Raw genomic sequence first — 17,156 nt, 5'->3', positions numbered from 1 at the left:
CCCCAGCCACTCCTGGGCCGCCGGCAAGGGTTCGCAGGAGGCCACCGGGTTGTCCCAGCGGCTGAGGCTGGCCCGGGGATAGGCGTGCAGCAGGATGGCGTCGTAGCGCTGGCCGGAGCGCGCCTGCTCCACGGCCTGCTGCCAAGACAGCTTGTCCGGCGCAATCAGGTCCGAGTGGTAGGTGACTTGCGTACCGGCCAGCACCAGATCGCTGGTCCAGGCGGCAATGGCCCGGGCCTGGGCTGTCGCCGGGCGCGGCGCGACCCGCTGGCGATTGCTGCTGTCGTCGATGCTCAGGCATTCGCCGCTGCGCCCGGCGTTCTGCAACAGGTAGGTGCGAATCGCCACGGCCAGGGCCTTGGCGGCCTCTACCGGTTCACTGCTGGCTTCGCGTTGCAGCACACGGGCGACATATTCTTCACGGTCCAGGCGCGCCACCAGTCGTTGGGCCGCCGGGTCTTGCTGCAGGAACAATTCGCCGGCGCTGTGGATATCCAGCCGGTTGCCGTTGGCAAATTCCACCCGGTAATCCCCTTGCAGCGCGCCCGGCTTGGCTAGCTGCCCCTTCTGGCTGACGCTTTTGAGCGGGTAGCGGGAAAACAGACTGACTTCCACACAGCGGCCTTTATCCACAGGCGGATTGTCCGGCAGCACCTGATTCAGGGCCTGGGCGTAGTCCTTCAACACCCGCTGGCTGGTACCGCGCCCGCCCACCCACAGTGGCGTGCCATCCACCAGCCAACCGGCAAAGCCGCCCTGGCGCGACTGCGGGTCCTGATCCGCCAGCCAGCTCCAGGTCTTGACTCGCAGGCGTCCGCCCACCTCTCCCACCACCGCGCCGTCACTGGCGTTGAGCACCACATCCAGCAGCACGCGTCGGGCCGTGTCTCGGGCCGGCAACCGCGCCAGCACCTGCAACAGCTGCGCCACCGGGACCCGGGTCTCGGGCTGCAACTGGCTCAGGTCCTGCAGCCAGTTCGGAGCATTGCGCTCTTGCCAGTAGGCGCGCCAGTCAGCGCTGGACAGCTGCAAGCGCTGAGGTTCGAAGTACAGACCACAGGAGCGAATCAGGGCCTGATCCCGGGCAATGCTGCCGCCCGCCGTGCAGCAATAGACCTCGTCCCTGGATTTGCCCTGGCAGGCATAGGCCGGTTCTTGCGCGCCGGTATCCACCAGCCAGGCGTAGACAAAGAGTTTCCAGACACTGCCCAGGGGCGCTTGCAGATCCTGCGGCAACGGCTCGCGAGCCAGCACCTGAGTCTTGCTCAAGCTCACCAGCTCGCTGTCCGGGGCGGCTTTCCAGGCCAGACGCAGAGACTCATCCTGGGCTGTCACCAACCCAGGGAGTAGACACAGGCACAACCAGGCCCAACACCGTGTCATGTTATTTGACCGTGACCTGACCCAGTGCTGGCTCACGTTCCTGAGCCTGATGCTCCGGTGCATACACCTGGTAGAAACGTGCCGCAGGCAAGTTGAACTGGCCTTTCTGGGAGAAACGGATCAAATGCCGCAGACGCACTTCGCTGCTGTCGTTCAACGCATCCAGCGGCACCGAATAGCTCATCTGCCCGGGTTCGAAACGAGCCTTTTCCAGGGACGCCGCTTCAGTACCCGCAGGACCGGCCAGCTTGATACCCCAGGTGGTGCGCTCGACATCGGCGCCCGGTGGCAACGGCACTTCCAGCATGCCGTACAGCAGCGGCCGGTTGCCCTCGTTGGCGATGATCACTTCGTCCAGGTACAGGCCGTCGCTGGCGATCGGCTTGTTGCCCACCGGTTCCAGCTTGAAGGTGAAGGCTTCGTCGCCCGGAACCAGGCGCAACAGACGGCGGGTGATGTTCACCGGCGACGGCGTGCCCATGTCCAGCTTACTCAGGTAGCTGACCGAGGCCCGCAGCGGACGTTCCGGCACAGTGCCCAGGGCCAGTACCGTCGGCACCTGCGCCCCTTGCCACTGCCAGTAGCTTTCACCGCTGGCGCCCTGCTGCTGTTTCCAGCCCTGCCCCGGGTTCAGGGCCACGGCCGGTGCCGACTGGGCCACGCTACGCTGCAGCCAGGTCAGGGCCAGGGCACGGTCAAGGGTCGGTTGCGATGGCAGCAGACGTTGCAGCAATGCGCGCGCCGTCGCTTGATCGAAAGGCTTCAAGGACAGATTCATTGCCTGAGCAAAAGGCTGCGAGCTGATGTCGACCTGTTGCTGTGCAGCCTCCAACTGCGCCACGAAGGCAGGTGGCGGCGTAACCTTGGCGTCCCGCGCCAGGGCGGCTGTCAGCACCCGGGCGCTGGCCAGGCCCAGGGCCGAATCCGGGTCCACCATCACCAGGCTGTCGCTGCTGTCGTCATCCATGCTGGCGGCCGGACCGGCTCCCACCTTGGCCAGGTCGTCCATCAGTCCCCTGACCAGAGTATTGATCGGCAGGTTCATCTCACGGGCGAAGGACAGGATCAGCGCCCGTTGCAGCAATGGCGTGTTGCCGGCCTGCTTGGCGTAGACCTCCAGTACCCGCTGCCAGTGCTCCGGTGGCAGCTTCAGGTCCATGACCTTGCTGGCATGCCAATCGGCGTAGTAGGCATAGGCGGTGAGGAAGGCGTCTGCATCGGCCTCTTCGCCCCACCAGGTGAATGCCGCTTCCGGCCCGGCCATGTGCACCAGGCGCAGGCGGCTGTTCTGCATGATCAGGCGCAACCGATCACGGATCTGCGGGTTGCTGGCCAGCGCCGGGTAGGCAACGCTCAACGGCAGCAACTGGCTGGCGGTCTGCTCGACGCCGCCATAGGGGTATTCCAGCAAGCTATCCAGGGCAGAACGGAACAACGCCTGGGGGCTGTCGTCCAGGTGCAGGCGAATCTCTGCGGCATCGGCCGGCAGACCCAATGGCGTGCTGGTGCTGACCACGTCCAGGCTCTGGGTCTGCACCGTCTGCCAGCCAGCCGCGCTGCTCACCAGGCGCACGGCCAGGGCATCCACGGTCTTGCCGCCCTGCACCAGCTCGGCGCTCCACTCGCCGTTGCCCGGGGCAATGGCCGGCAGTGCAACATAGTTGATACCGCTGTTGAGGGTCAGCGGCAGGCGCTGGGATTCCCCGGCGTAATGAATGACCAGCTCGGCCTTGGCCGGTTGCTCGGACTGACTGAAGGCAAAGACCCCCAGGTCCGGCTTGTCGCCACTGCGGAAGCGGGTCGGGCCGCTCCACTTCAGGTACAGGGCCTTGTCGGAACGGACGAACTGTTTCTTCTGCCCCACTTGGCCGTCATCGGCGATGGCCCGAGCGGTAATGCGCCAGCGGGTCAGGGAATCCGGCATGCGGAAGGTGAAGCGCGCCTTGCCGCTGCCATCGGTCACCAGCTCCGGCTGCCAGGCCGCGGTGTCGACGTCTTCACGACGCGGTCGCTCCAGCACCTTGACTCCACGCTCGCTGCGATTGGCCTTGCCCGGGGCCGTCGGGCTGCCCGGCAGCGCCACGTCGTAGCTGATGAACGACAGGCTGGCGCTGGTACGCACGTTATTGCGCCGCGGGTGGTAGAAGAACTGATCGATGCTCGGCGCCACTTCCGGTTGCAGCGCGTAGACCATCTCGTCCACCACGCTGACGGTCAGGTGCGCCGGTACCGGCTTGCCGGCGAACTGCGTGGACAGGTCCACAGTGACCATGTCGCCCGGCTGGTACTTTTCCTTGTCGGTGTGGATGGCCACATCGATCTGCGGTGTCAGCACCTTGATCCCGGCATTCTGGAAGCTGTACTCGCCGCCCTTGGTGTAGAGCACCGAGAACGTCAGGTTCGGCGCGAAGTTGTCCTTGACCGGCACCCGAGCGCGGTATTGGGTCGGGCTGAGCTTTTCCACTTTCAACCAGTCGCCGCCCTTGGACAGCAGCGCGGTGGCCTCAACCTTGTCGCGCTCCAGGGACAGCAGCGCGTCGTTGATCGGCTCAGGGAAGGTAATCAGCACCAGAGCTTCGTCGCCGGTCTTGTATTCGGGCTTGTCGAGGACGATTTCCACCGTACCCGGCACGGCCTTCACGCCTTCACCGGTGACCGCATGGCTGGTGCCGCCCAGCACTCGGTCGTGCTCGTCCTTCAGCGTCAGGTTGTAAGTGCCGGGACGCTCGAAGGCCAGGGCGAAGCCGTTGTCGGCGGCGGCCAGCTTGCCATTGCCGGTGGACTGGTCCTCCAGACGTACCCAGCTGTAGCCGCTGGGCTTGAGGTTCTTGCTTTGCTCGCTGGTGTTCTGATTGGCGTAGCTGAACTGCACCTTGTCGCCGACCGCACTGAAACGCTGCGGGGCGCTGAGGCTGAAGCTCGCGGCGCCACGCTCGATGAGGATTTCCTTGGTGGTCTTGACCCGGTACGCCGCACCGTCGCTGGCGAACACGGTGAGCATGTAGCGGCTCGGCTTGCTGGCCGCCGGCAGATCGAGGGTGGCACTGCCCTTGGAGTCAGTGGTCAGCTCGGCACTGGTCAGTTCCACCGGGAACTGGCCCATGTACTGCAGCTCGTTGTCCACCATGGACAGCTGCTGGGCCCGCAGGCTCAGTTGCAGGCGCGCATTGGCCACCGGCTTGCCGTCCGGATACAGCAGCACCAGGTTGCCCTTCACCGGCTCGCCGGTCTTGAAGTCCGGCTTGGCCAGGCTCAGGGCAATCTCGAAGTGCGGCTTGATGTACTCAGCCACGCGGAAGGCGCTGCTGTAGACCTGGTCCTTGTAGCCAAAACGCAGCTCATAACCACCGGCCACGGCGTTTTCCGGCAGTTGGAAGCGCCCCTGGGTGCCGGACTTGGAGTCCAGGTTCAGGGTCAGGTTCTGCAATGCGGTACCGGCGGCATCCAGCACGCTGACATTGACCGTGCCGGCTCCTGGTTGCACCGAATCCCGGGCATTCTTGAACTCGCGGCCGACGATTTTCAGCGACACCCAGTCCCCCGGGCGATACAGCGGCCGGTCGGTGAACGCATAGAGTTTGGTGTCGTAGATCTCACTGTCGTAATAGAAGTTCTCGGAGACGAATACCCCGCCCTCCTGGTCCTCGCCAATCACGTAGGAACGCTCGGGGCTGACGTGTTTCAGGCGCACCAGGCCCTGCTCGTCGGTGGCGCCGCTGTTCATCACACCGAGGCCATCGGTCCACAGCACGTTGACCTTGGGCACCGAGTTGCCTTCATGTTTGCCCGCAGCCCAGACCAGCAGCTCGTCGCCGGCAATCTTGCTCACCGCCACAGTGTTGGAGACGAAGACCATGGTGGTGGCGCGGTACTTGCCCACCAGGGCTTCCACCAGGTACAGGCCCGGTTTGAGTTGCCCCAACGGGATATAGACGTTGCCCGGAGCAACGTTGATGAACTGGCTGGAGGAACCCGACAGATCAACCCCGGCCGGCGGCTGGATCGGCTTGGCCTGCCACAGCGGATAGCGGAACTGGGTCACCAGCGGCAGCCCCGGGATCAGAGCGAACTGCGGCTGGGCCTCGTACGGCGTCGGCGCCAGCATCGAGTTACCCATCCTCAGTTCCGGCACCTCTTCGATGACCTGCTTGCGCGACTCGTAGGAGAAGGCGCGCTGCATGACCCGACGGGATTTGCGATACCAGTTGTCCCACAGGTAGGCCAGGGTGTTGGACAGACCCTCGCCCTTGAACTGACCGTCACTGACGACCCGGTGCAGGTTTTTCTGGCGCTTGAGGAAGTCCAGCGGCTGGTCGATCCGGTACACCCGGATGTCCGCGCCGCCGTAAGGCTCCATGCGGAAACGCCGGTAGTCACGCCCCGGGGCTTCGAGGCGCACCATGGCCTGTTCATCGCTGGCGAAGCTGCTGTCGGCCAGAAGGAAGAAACTCTCACCGGAGACCGCCGCGTAATCGCTGGACGGCACCGAGTCTTCGGCGTTGACCAGGGCCACGGGGGCCAGCAGGGTCAAGGCCAGGGTCAGGCGAAACAGAAAACGGGACATACGCGGTTCGCTCATTGGGTGAGGAAGTTCAGTCGATAGATGCCGATGAAGTTGGGGTTGGCGGGGTCGGGTATCCATCGGGTGTCCTTCCATGTCATCAGTTGCTGCACGCTAGCCGAGCGCATGCCGTTGTCGGTGGGAGTGGTGGTGCCGGTGTGATAGGCGATGTTGCGGCCCATCCAGATCATCAGGTGCTGGTCGTCGCCCTGATCGAAGAACAGCAGGTCGCCGGGACGCGCCTGACCCAGGTCACGGCTGACCAGGTGGCTGTTGAACTGGATCAGCTTGATGGCGTTGACGTAAGGCCCGGTCTGACCACCGCCCTGCTGCCACTGCTGGGCCAGGCCGCGCTGGCCTTCGCTCAGTTGCAGCTCCGGCGGCAGGTAGCGATTGGACATGCCGTTGGCCCGCAGCCATTTGCTGTCGTGGGCCTTGAGCGCTTCGTTGGCGGCAAAGCGCACCAGCCCGGCGCAATCCTGCTGGTACCAGCGCGGACTCGGCCCCTGACTCAGTTGCTCCTGGGCGATGCGCACGAACCAGGCGCGAAACACCTGGGACTGCTGCACGTCCAGTGGCGGAGCCTGGGTCGCGCCCACGGCATTGCTCAGCAACAGGGCCAACAGGCCGAGGCTGCCCAGACTTTTGCGCCATGCACTCACAGTGCGCGCCATTGCAGGGGCAGCCATTGCCAGTGACCGTTGGGCTCGCTGCCTTCGGGCAGGGTCAGGGCGTACTTGCCATAACCGCCCAGGGTGCGCAGCTTGGGCACCAGGTAGGTTTGCGCGGCGTTGTTGAACACTGGCTCCATGTCCTGGGGCAGGCTGTCGAAGGTTTCCTGCTGAATCAGCTGCGCCAGGGATTGCGGCCCCAGGTACACGGGCATCAGTGCATCCTTGGGCACCACATCGGCCAGGGGCGGGAAGCGTTTATCCAAAGTGTCCAGAGCCTTGCTCACCAGCTTGTCATCCAGGGAGAACACCAGGGTCGAGCCATGGCGAGCCAGGCTGACCTGCATGAAAGAGCGGCCGGTGATGGCTTGCGGATCCTTGGCGTCCTTGGCCGGGTACTGGCCGAAGTTGGAACTGACCTGACGCTGCCACTGGTGCACCTCGCCGTTCTGCTGTTCCACCACCGGGAAGATGCGCTCCGGCACTTTGCTTTCCCGGGCTCCGACCATGGAACCGAACAGCTTGCCCAGATCCCCATCGAGCTTGGCATTGTCCTTGTCCTTGAGGCTGGCCACCAGCAGCGGCGTATACAGTCGCGAATCGGCGTACCAGCACAGGCCTGCGGTACCGGCCATGTGCTCGGTCAGCGCCTGGGCCACCGACTCTTCGGCACCCAGCTTGACCAGCAGCGGCTTCTGCTGCTCTGCCGCCAAAGGCAGCGCCACACAGGCGCTGGCGCCCATGGGCATGGCCTGCCAGATAGGTTTGAAGTCGAAGTCCGGCTGGTTGTCCTGCTCTTGCATGGCCAGGTAGCTGTGCCAGCCCTTGGCGTCCATATCGAAGCGCAGGCCGGCGAAGTTGGGGATGAAACGCTGATAACCCATGGCCAGGACACTGGCGTTGACCGCCAGCCGCTGCTGCACTTCAGGCTTGCGCGCCTCCAGGCCAAACGCCTCGGGGAACAGCTTGTCACCGTTGAGCAGGGCTTCCAGGGCAGCGGTAGAAACCGCGCCGTGTTCATCATTGGCACCGGCACTGAGGTCATACAGCTTGGCCGGGTTGGACAGCACCACCAGCTTGTCGCCATGGGAGGCGAACGCCAGGGATTTGCTGGCGTTGTAATTCAACTGATAAAGAGCCACCGCATCGCCACCAACCTTGAGGTCCGCCAGCTTGCTCAGTTGGGTATCGTCCAGGGCGACCTTGGCCAAGGGTTCCAGCAACTTGGCCAGCCCACCGCGGTCCATCACCAGCAAAAAGTCCTTGAGACGCCCGTCGGCGCCACGCCACAGCGCCACATCCGCCGGCTGATCGAAGAGTTGTTCGATCAGGTTGTCCTGCAACTTCAGGTCATGCTCGTAGATGATCCGGCGCAGGCTGCCGATCAGGCCCAGGCGATCGACGTGGGCCTGATAGTAGAAGACGAAGTCCTCGGTCAGCGTTTCCTTGAGGAAAGGCACCGCCAGCAGGTCCTTGGGCAATTGGGTCAGGGAGTGGGTCTCCAGCAGCCCGTCGGGGCGACTCAGGCCCAGCTTGTCGCCGGCCAGCTCAGCCACTGGAGTCTTGGGCTTGCAACCCACGCCCGTGATGGCGGCCGCTACCAGGCACAGGCCCACGACCAGGGCCGGCCAGCGCCGCTTGCTGCCGGGTTGTTCAATACCGGGGACGCCGGCCGCCGGGGATGCTGTGTTTTCGCTCATGATTCACAAAGCCCAATTCATCCGTGGTGCGGGATGTTCAATAGTTGAAAGACTTGACCAGCAACAGGTCGCCGATGGCCCGCATGGGCACGATAAAGGTCTCGCGTTTCTCATCGACGGTGTTTTCGTTAAGGATCAGGTTGATCTGCGAGGTGATCACCTCGTTCTGATTGCTGCCTTCGTCGAAGTTGTACCCGCCACTGCCGAAGTTGCCCCAGTAGTTGACGTAGATCAGATAGGTGCCCCGTAGCGGCGCGGTCATGGTGAACATTTCCGGGCCCGGCCCGTCGACCCCATCCGGGTCCAGGCCGCCGCCGTTGGTCAGGCCGGGATGACCGAAGAACGCGTGCTGACCGTCCGGGGTAATGATGTGCATGTCCAGCTCGGCCTTGGGATCGTCCCAGCCCAGCACTACGCGAATGCGCGGTGGAGTCTTGTTCAGGTTGGCTTCATAGAACTGCACGCGCTTGAGGGACTTGCCATCGGAGCTGCGCACTTCGACGCTGTTGGAACCGGCGCCAAACGCATAAGGGCGAGCGAAGCGGCCCTGTTCGTCGGTGTAGAGGTTCAGCGGATTGCCGTTGACCGACAGGCTGTGGGGCTGACGCAGATGACCGATGGCCTTGAGCTGGCCCTCGATCAGGGTGCGATTGCGTTGAATGCCACGGTCGATGGGCGGAGTCGGATAGGCCACCCGGTCCTGCTCGGTACGGTCCAGCAGTCCGGAATAGCGCCAGCCGCCCAGGGGCTCCTGAAGTTCGGCGGAAGGTTCGGCGAACGCCGCCCCGGCCACCAGCAAGGTCAGCAGAAGGGAGGATAAAACGCGCATGTAGTGCGTCCTGCCATGCATGGGAAAACCCTGGCGCCAGATCCTCGGCGCGGCTGCAAATATTCAGAAAGAGTGCCCGGCGACAAAAGGCATTGGAAAGGCCGCAGATTAGCGACTTGGCGCCTGTTGCACAATTGGCGAAAAGGGATTTTGCGAGGGAATTGGCAATGCCCTGAAACCCGCGCCGCAGGTGCCATTACGGCGACATCACCCGGTAGATTTCCTACCGTGAATCAGCGATTGCCGGCGAACACCCTCAGCCTGCAGGAAGGGTCCTTAGTTCGAGTACGAATCTGCTCAAAACCACCGCTTCTTCCCAAGCGAACCAGCACTTCGCCAGTGTCTATCAGGTGGTATCTGCCAGAACCACGGCAAGGTCTCTAGACCGCCTCTTTGGCGGAAATGGTGCCCCCGGTCGAGCAGACCTTTACACGACGTCGCACATTCCCCCATGGAATGACCCCATACCTATTCATCGATTGCTTCGCCACACCGGGAAACGCTTATCTAGGAGCGCCGCAGGATTGCACATCACGCTGACGGACAAGCCGTTCAGTGCTGTTGACGCCTCGCCTGGCCATAAAAAAAACAATCAACGGGAGCGCCTCACTCATGAAGTATCCGTTAAGGCCCCTGGTCTTCTGGCCTACTTTTCTAATTCTGCTGGCGGCAGTGATTGCCAGCTACCTTGATCTGCAGGCCTTTCTGGCCGTGAGCAAAATGCTCAATCAGATGCTCCTCGACAACTTCTCCTGGCTGTTCAGCGCCAGCTCGTTCTTCCTCGTGGTACTGACCGCGATTGTCTACTTCTCGCCCCTCGGGCGGGTGCGCATTGGCGGTGAAGATGCCAAGCCTCTGCTGAGCAAATGGCGCTGGTTCATGGTCGCGTTGTGCACCACTCTGGCGGTTGGCGTGCTGTTCTGGACCACCGCCGAGCCGCTCTATCACCTGTATGGTCCGCCCAGCAGCCTGAAGATCGCCGCCGGTAGCCCCGAAGCTACCAGCTTCGCCATGTCCACCATGTTCCTGCACTGGACCCTGACCCCCTATGCCATCTACCTGGTGCCATCACTGGTGTTCGCCCTGGCCTTCTACAACCTGCGCAGCAACTTCTCCATCGGCGCCATGCTGCAACCGCTGATCGGCGCCGAGCGGGTCAAGCGCTACGCCGGGATGATCGACACCCTGGCGATGTTCGCTCTGGTGGCGGGCATGGCTTCGTCACTGGGCACCGGGGCGCTGACCCTGTCCGGCGGGCTCAGCCAGTACATTGGCGGAGAAACCACGCCCCTGCGCCTGGCGCTGATCATTGGTGTGATCGTAATCACCTTCGTGGCCTCGGCCGCCAGCGGCCTGCAGAAGGGCATCGTCAAGCTCTCCACCTTCAACACCTGGATCATGCTGGCCCTGGGATTGTTCGTGCTGGTCTGCGGCCCGACGCTATACATCCTCAGCCTCGGCGTCGAGTCCCTAGGGGTGTACCTGCAGACATTCTTCAGTCGCAGCCTGTTCACCGGCGCGGCCAGCGGCGACACCTGGCCCCAGAGCTGGACGGTGTTCTACTGGTCGGTATGGTTCGCCTGGGCCCCGGTCAGCGCACTGTTCCTCGGCAAGATCGGCCGCGGCTACACGGTGCGCGAGTTCATCCACATCAACATGCTCTATCCGGCGCTGTTCACCGCCCTGTGGATCTGCATCTTCTCCGGCTGCAGCCTGTACTTCGACGCCCAGGGCTCCGGCATGCTCAATCGCGTGCTCAACGAGCAAGGGGTGGAACATGTGCTGTACCAGATGTTCCAGCAACTGCCGGCCGCCGGCCTGATGATCGCCTTCCTGCTGTTCATTGCCTTCATCTCCTTCGTCACCGCCGCCGACTCCAGCACCGACGTGATCGGCAACCTGTGCAGCCGCGGGGTCACCGCCGATTCCGACCTCGACGGCAGCCCGCTGCTCAAGGTCGTCTGGGGTGTGATCATCGGCAGCGTGTCCTGGGTCATGGTGGCCTTCGTCGGCATCGACGGGGTGAAGATGCTTTCCAACCTCGGCGGCTTGCCCGGGATGATCATCGTCCTGCTGGCCAGCAGCGCCCTGATCATCTGGCTGAGGAATCCGGCCCTGCTGTCCCTGCCAGTCACCCCACACGACTCGGTGACGCCCCCCTCGAACAGCAGCGCACATGCGCCTGATATCGCTCTGGAGCCCACGGTATGAACATTCGTCATCTCAGCCTGCAAAGCGCAGGCCTGGCATTGCTTTGCCCATTACTGGTCGAAGCCGCACAGGAACAGCCCCGAGGCTTTATCGAAGACAGCCAGCTCAAGGGCCTGGTACGCAACTATTACCGCAACAACGACTATCGCGACCGCGACAAGGATGGCCGCGAGTGGGCACAGGGCCTGCAACTGGACTATCGCTCCGGCTACACCCAAGGCACGCTGGGCTTTGGCCTGGATGCCCACGCCTATTTCGCCACCAAGCTCGACAGTGGCGGCGGACGGGCGCGCACTCAATTGCTGGTCAGCGATGGTGACGGGCGCAGCCGCGATGAGTCGGCCACCGCCGGTGCGGCGCTGAAAATGCGTTGGTCCAATACCGAGTTCAAATATGGCGACTTGCGCCCGCAGAACCCGGTACTGGCCCTGGCCGACAGCCGGATCATGCCGGCCACCGCCACCGGCTTTGCCTTCAGCAGCCGCGAGATCGAAGGCTTGCTGCTGGAAGGTGGACACTTCACGGCGGCCAGGGACTTCAACCAGACCGGCCATCGCGGCGGTTTCTACGCCGGCTATGCCGGGGTCGAAGGCGGTAACGTGAACTACCTGGGAGGCACCTACCAGCTGCACCCGCAGGTGGGGATGGGCCTCTACAGCTCACGCTATGAAGACCTGTGGCGCCAGCACTACGTCAATCTGAACCTTGATCAGCCACTGGATGCCGAGGCTTACCGCAGCCTGAACCTGGACCTCAACCTCTACCGCTCCCTGGATGACGGCCAGGCCCTGGCCGGGGATATCGCGGTCACTGCCTGGTCGGCGGCGCTGGCCTTCAAGAGCGGCCCGCAGACTTTCACCCTGGCCCACCAGCGCATCCATGGTAATCAGCCGTTCGACTACGTGGCTCTGGACGGTGGTGGTTTCCACGACTCGATCTACCTGGCCAACTCCTCGCTGATCGCCGACTTCAACGGTCCCGGCGAACGCTCCTGGAGCCTGGGCTACAAGCTCGACTTCACGCCCCTGGGCGTGACCGGCCTGTCGCTCAATACTCGTTATATCCGCGGCAGCCATGTCGACGGCCAGCGTGTGCCGCTAGACAGCCCCTACCGCTACTACGCCGACAACGAGAAGCACTGGGAGCGGGATATCGACGTGCGCTACGTGGTGCAGAGCGGCCTGGCCAAGGACCTGTCCCTGACCCTGCGCCAAGGCACCCATCGCATCCGCGGCACCTCGGACGGCAATGTCGATCACATCCGTCTGATCACCGAATACCCCTTCAGCCTGCTTTGATTGCCCCGCTCGCCGCCCGGCCAACCCGGGCGGTGGGCCCTTTATCGACTGGAGTGTCGAATGGACGTTATCCACGAATTCCCCCATCCGATCCGCGAGATCGAACACTGCCTGATTCCGCTGCGTGACGGCACCCACTTGGCAGCGCGCATCTGGCAACCGGCCGATGCCGGGGCCAAGCGTTACCCGGCAATCCTCGAATACCTGCCCTATCGCAAGCGCGACGGCACTGCGGTGCGCGATGCCCTGACCCACCCGTGGATGGCGGGGCAGGGCTACGTCTGCGTGCGGGTAGACATGCGTGGCAACGGTGAGTCCCAGGGGCTGATGGCCGACGAATACCTGCCCCAGGAACAGCAGGACGCCCTAGAAGTGCTCGACTGGCTGTGCGCGCAGCCCTGGTGCGACGGCAATCTGGGAATGATGGGCATCTCCTGGGGCGGCTTCAACAGCCTGCAAGTGGCGGCCCTGCAGCCCGAGGCATTGAAAGCCATCATCACCCTGTGCTCCACCGATGACCGCTACGCCGATGACATCCACTACAAAGGCGGCAACCTGCTGATGGAGAACCAGGGCTGGGCCGCGACCATGCTCAACTTCAGTGCCGCCGTACCGGACCCATTGCTGGTAGATGAATGGCAGGCCCTCTGGCAACAGCGCCTGGATGCCATGCCGATGCTTGCCGAAACCTGGCTGCAGCATCAGACCCGCGACGATTACTGGCGCCAGGGCTCGGTGTGCGAGGACTATGCGGCGATCAAGGCCGCCGTGTACTGCGTCGGTGGCTGGGGCGATGCCTACAAGAACAGTGTGCCTCGGCTGATGCAGCACCTGAGCAGCCCGAAGAAAGCCATGCTCGGGCCGTGGATTCACAAGTACCCGCACTTTGCCGTGCCCAACCCGGCCATTGGGTTTCTCCAGGAAGCCAAGCGCTGGTGGGACCACTGGCTCAAGGGCATCGACAACGGGGTGATGGACGAGCCGGCCTGTACCTTTTACTTACAGGATGCCGTGGCGCCCAAGGGCAGCTACGTCGAACGCCCGGGCGTCTGGGTACAGACCGCCGGCTGGCCTGATCCACAGGTGCAGTGGCAGGACTTCAGCCTCAACGACAACGCACTGGTGGTTGGCATCCAGGGCTTGAGCGAGCAACGCAGCGTCTGCTCGCCCCTGACCACTGGCCTGCACCAAGGTGAATACTGCGCCATCTGGTTCGGGCCGGACGGCCCTACCGATCAGCGTCGAGATGACGCCCACTCGCTGTGCTTCGACAGCGCGCCTCTGGAGCAGCCCATGGCCCTGCTGGGTGATGTGCGTCTCGACCTGCGCCTGACGTCGGACAAGCCCTGCGGACAGATCGTTGCCCGGCTGAATGCCGTGGCCCCGGATGGCAAGGTGGCACAAATCACCTACGGCACCCTGAACCTCAACTTGCGGGATGATTTTGCCGTGGCCAATTCACCGGTGCCCGGTGAACCGTTGCAGGTGCGCTTCAATCTGGATTACGTGGGTTATCGCCTGCCCGCCGGCTATCGCCTACGCCTGGCGCTGAGTACGGCCAGCTTCCCGTTGCTGTGGCCAAGCCGCGAGCTGACCACCCTGACCCTGCTGCCGGAAGTGCAAAGCGTGCAACTGCCGGTGTTTACCGGGGAACCGCTGGATTGTCCTTTTGAAGCCCCGCAAAGCGCGCCGCCGGCCAACCTCGAAATCATCCGCGCCGCGACCCCCAAGCGCACCCTCAGCGAGGATGTGGGCAGCGGCGAAGTCTGCGTGCGTATCGACGACGACTTGGGCGCCATGCGTTTTCTCGATCATGGCCTGTGGGTCGACCAGCGTTGTACCGAACAATATCGCACCTTGCCCTGGGACCCGCTGTCGACCCAGGCAGACATCCAATGGAGCTACCGCGTCGGTCGCAACTCATGGTCGGTAGAGGTGGACAGCACCTTGCACTTGCACGCCGACGCCCAGTGGTTCTACCTGGAAGCCGAACAGGTTGCACGCTGCGATGGCCAACAGACTCACCATCGCCAGTGGCAGAAACGGATCGCCCGATCCACCCTGTAAAGCGTGGCAGGATGCCCAATCTCTGAGACATGGCGGCCCGCTGATAGCAGCGCCCGCCCCTGCAGACTGGTACCCGTATGTCACGTCGAAACGTCGATCTTCCGCCCCTCAACTGCCTGCAGCCATTCGAGGCCGTGGCCCGTCACTTGAGCTTTACCCGGGCCGCCCAGGAACTGAACCTGACCCAGAGCGCAGTGAGCCGCCAGATCAAGCGCCTGGAGGAAAACCTCGCCCGCCCACTGTTCCACCGGCACACCCTGGGCATCAGCTTGACACCAGCCGGCGAGCGCTACTTTCGCACCATCCAGCGCCTGCTCCGGGAATTGGACCGCGAGTCTGCCGAGCTGCGCCGACGCGGCGCCGAACGCCAACTGACTCTGGCCAGCACCCCGACCATCAGCTCGATCTGGCTGGCGCGCCTGCTGCCGCAATTCCAGAACCTGTTCCCGGACCTGGACATCCGTATCCTGTGCAGCGAAAGCCCATTGCACCTGGACGTCAGCGAGTACGACTTGGGACTGTTCTATCACCTCGACGAACTGCCGGCGCCCCTGGGCCTGGAGCTGACCCCGGTATTTGCCAGCGAGCAGGTGATCAGCGTCTGTAGCCCGGACTACCTGAGCCGTAAGGGGCCGATTCGCGATTCGCAGCACCTACTGGAAGAACATCGCCTGCTGATCGTCGAAGACCACTATCACGACTGGCTGACCTGGGCCGACTGGTTCAGCTCCGTGGGCGCCACCTACCACTCACCGCGGCACGCCCTGCGCACCAACAGCTACCAGTTGCTGATGCAGTCGGCGGTCATGGGCCAGGGCGTGGCCCTGGGCTGGGAAAGCCTGCTGCAGGGCGAGCTGGACGCCGGACGCCTGCAACGAGCGCTGCCCTTTTGCATGCCCAGCCGTGGGCGCCTGAACCTGATGCAACCACACCACCGCAATCCCCCCCCTGCCGTACGGCGATTTCGCCAGTGGCTGCTGGAACACACCACACCTTCCAACGAAACCGGTCCTTGACCGCCACCGCCTGACGACTTTATGAACCTGACTCTGCTGACGTTCCCTGCGCTGTACTGCGCCACCATCCTGATGCTTACCGGCAACGGGTTGTTCTTCAGTTTCATCGGCCTGCGCCTGACCAGTGACGGCGTCGAAGAACTATGGATCGGCGGCCTGACCGCCGCCTACTACGCCGGCATGGTCTGCGGCGCAAAATTCGGCCACCAGATGATCGCTGCCGTCGGTCACATCCGCTCTTACGTGGCCTGCGCCGGCGCGGCAACAATGATTGTCCTGCTGCATGTGCTGTTTGAGGATCTGTGGCTGTGGCTAACACTGCGCTTCATCACAGGCCTGGTGATGATGAACCAATACATGGTGATCGAGAGCTGGCTCAACGAGCAGGCGGACAACAACCAGCGAGGTGCAGTGTTCGCCGGCTACATGGTGGCGGTGTCCCTGGGACTGATCCTCGGCCAGAGCGTACTGATCTGGCGCCCGGAACTGGACTTCAAGCCGCTGCTGATCGTCGCCCTGTGTTTTGCCGCGTGCCTGCTGCCAGTGGCTCTGACCCGGCGCCTGCACCCAGCCAAGCTAGTGGCGGCGCCGCTGCAGATCCGCTTTTTCTGGCGACGCGTGCCACAAGCCTTGAGCACGGTATTCATCACGGGACTGATGGTCGGTTCCTTCTACGCCCTAGCACCGGTATTCATTACCTTGAGCGGCCTGGATACGGCTCAGTCCAGCACTTTCGTTGCCGTGGCGATCTTCGCCGGTCTTTGTGGTCAGTGGCCGATCGGCTGGCTGTCGGATCGCATCGACCGTTCGCGTCTGATCCGCGCCTGTGCGGTAACTCTGTGCCTGGTCTCGATCCCCTTGTGGGGCCTGTTTGATTTGTCGTTTACCTTGTTGTTGCTGTTCGGCTTCCTCAGCGGGCTGCTGCTGTTCACCCTCTATCCGCTGGCAGTGGCCCTGGCCAACGACAACATTGAACAACCTCAGCGCGTGGCTCTGAGCGCCATGCTCCTGGCCACCCACGGCGTGGGGGCCTGCTTGGGGCCGCTGCTGTGCGGTGCGCTGATGAACCTCTACGGCCACAACGCCTTCTATATGGTGTTTTCCCTATGTGCCCTGCTGCTGATATGGCGGGTACAGCCGAGCCGAGTCACCAGGGAGTTTCTCGTCGAGGGCGCACCGCTGCAACACGTAGCCATGCCGGAACATCCGATCAGCGTACTGGCCGCCACCCTGGACCCACGGGTAGACGAAGTGCCCGAAGAACTGGTGATCAACGAAGGGGCCATGGGGGAAACGGCTCGCTGAGCAAAATCCGAGCGGCGTTGTATGTTGAGTCCAAGGCAAGGGGGTTGTCCTTGCCCTGGCAGCCCGGTGCCGGTCATTGAGACGACATCTACGAAGCCGGCCCTCTTCACTACCG

10 protein-coding genes are annotated in these 17,156 nt (G+C 63.4%); 5 read left to right on the top strand and 5 right to left on the bottom strand.

The genetic code is table 11. The annotated features are described in order from the left end of the window. From BLX41_RS07310 to BLX41_RS07290, 5 genes are all read right to left on the bottom strand, one after another. Positions 1–1,383 (bottom strand): DUF2300 domain-containing protein (locus tag BLX41_RS07310; protein ID WP_259744516.1); only part of this gene is annotated, 1,383 nt, incomplete at its 3' end. 1 nt (position 1,384) lies between these two features. Next, positions 1,385–5,962 (bottom strand): alpha-2-macroglobulin family protein, encoded by a 4,578-nt coding sequence (locus BLX41_RS07305; RefSeq protein ID WP_123724345.1) that lies wholly within the window; start codon positions 5,960–5,962, stop codon positions 1,385–1,387. After that, positions 5,959–6,618: a DUF1175 domain-containing protein gene (locus tag BLX41_RS07300; protein WP_102882362.1), complete on the bottom strand. Its 660-nt coding sequence runs from the start codon at positions 6,616–6,618 to the stop codon at positions 5,959–5,961. The genes BLX41_RS07305 and BLX41_RS07300 overlap by 4 nt, the downstream gene beginning before the upstream one ends. Further along, positions 6,603–8,315: a DUF2138 domain-containing protein gene (locus BLX41_RS07295; RefSeq protein ID WP_123724344.1), complete on the bottom strand. Its 1,713-nt coding sequence runs from the start codon at positions 8,313–8,315 to the stop codon at positions 6,603–6,605. Before BLX41_RS07295 ends, BLX41_RS07300 begins: the two co-directional genes overlap by 16 nt. Positions 8,316–8,352: 37 nt before the next feature. Further along, complete coding sequence (locus BLX41_RS07290) at positions 8,353–9,144, bottom strand: YfaP family protein (RefSeq protein ID WP_123724343.1); 792 nt, start codon at positions 9,142–9,144, stop codon at positions 8,353–8,355. A gap of 612 nt (positions 9,145–9,756) precedes the next feature. On the opposite strand from BLX41_RS07290, the gene BLX41_RS07285 reads away from it, so the two are divergent. The 5 genes from BLX41_RS07285 to BLX41_RS07265 all read left to right on the top strand — a co-directional run bounded on the left by BLX41_RS07285 (position 9,757) and on the right by BLX41_RS07265 (position 17,041). Further along, positions 9,757–11,355, top strand: a complete 1,599-nt coding sequence (locus BLX41_RS07285) for a BCCT family transporter (protein ID WP_123724342.1) — start codon at positions 9,757–9,759, stop codon at positions 11,353–11,355. Further along, complete coding sequence (locus tag BLX41_RS07280; RefSeq protein ID WP_123724341.1) at positions 11,352–12,653, top strand: OprD family porin; 1,302 nt, start codon at positions 11,352–11,354, stop codon at positions 12,651–12,653. Before BLX41_RS07285 ends, BLX41_RS07280 begins: the two co-directional genes overlap by 4 nt. A gap of 60 nt (positions 12,654–12,713) precedes the next feature. Continuing rightward, the gene (locus BLX41_RS07275) at positions 12,714–14,720 is read left to right on the top strand and encodes a CocE/NonD family hydrolase (RefSeq protein ID WP_123724340.1); all 2,007 of its coding nucleotides are present in this window, start codon (positions 12,714–12,716) and stop codon (positions 14,718–14,720) included. A 77-nt stretch (positions 14,721–14,797) separates the two neighbouring features. Continuing rightward, complete coding sequence (locus tag BLX41_RS07270) at positions 14,798–15,736, top strand: LysR substrate-binding domain-containing protein (protein WP_123724339.1); 939 nt, start codon at positions 14,798–14,800, stop codon at positions 15,734–15,736. Positions 15,737–15,757: 21 nt separating this feature from the next. Then, a complete protein-coding gene (locus BLX41_RS07265; protein WP_123724338.1) occupies positions 15,758–17,041 on the top strand; it encodes an MFS transporter in 1,284 nt (427 codons plus the stop codon). Positions 17,042–17,156: the final 115 nt, after the last annotated feature.

Source organism: Pseudomonas protegens (genome assembly GCF_003732485.1).
Lineage (GTDB): Bacteria > Pseudomonadota > Gammaproteobacteria > Pseudomonadales > Pseudomonadaceae > Aquipseudomonas > Aquipseudomonas protegens_B.
This window is presented reverse-complemented; position numbering and strand designations above follow the sequence as displayed.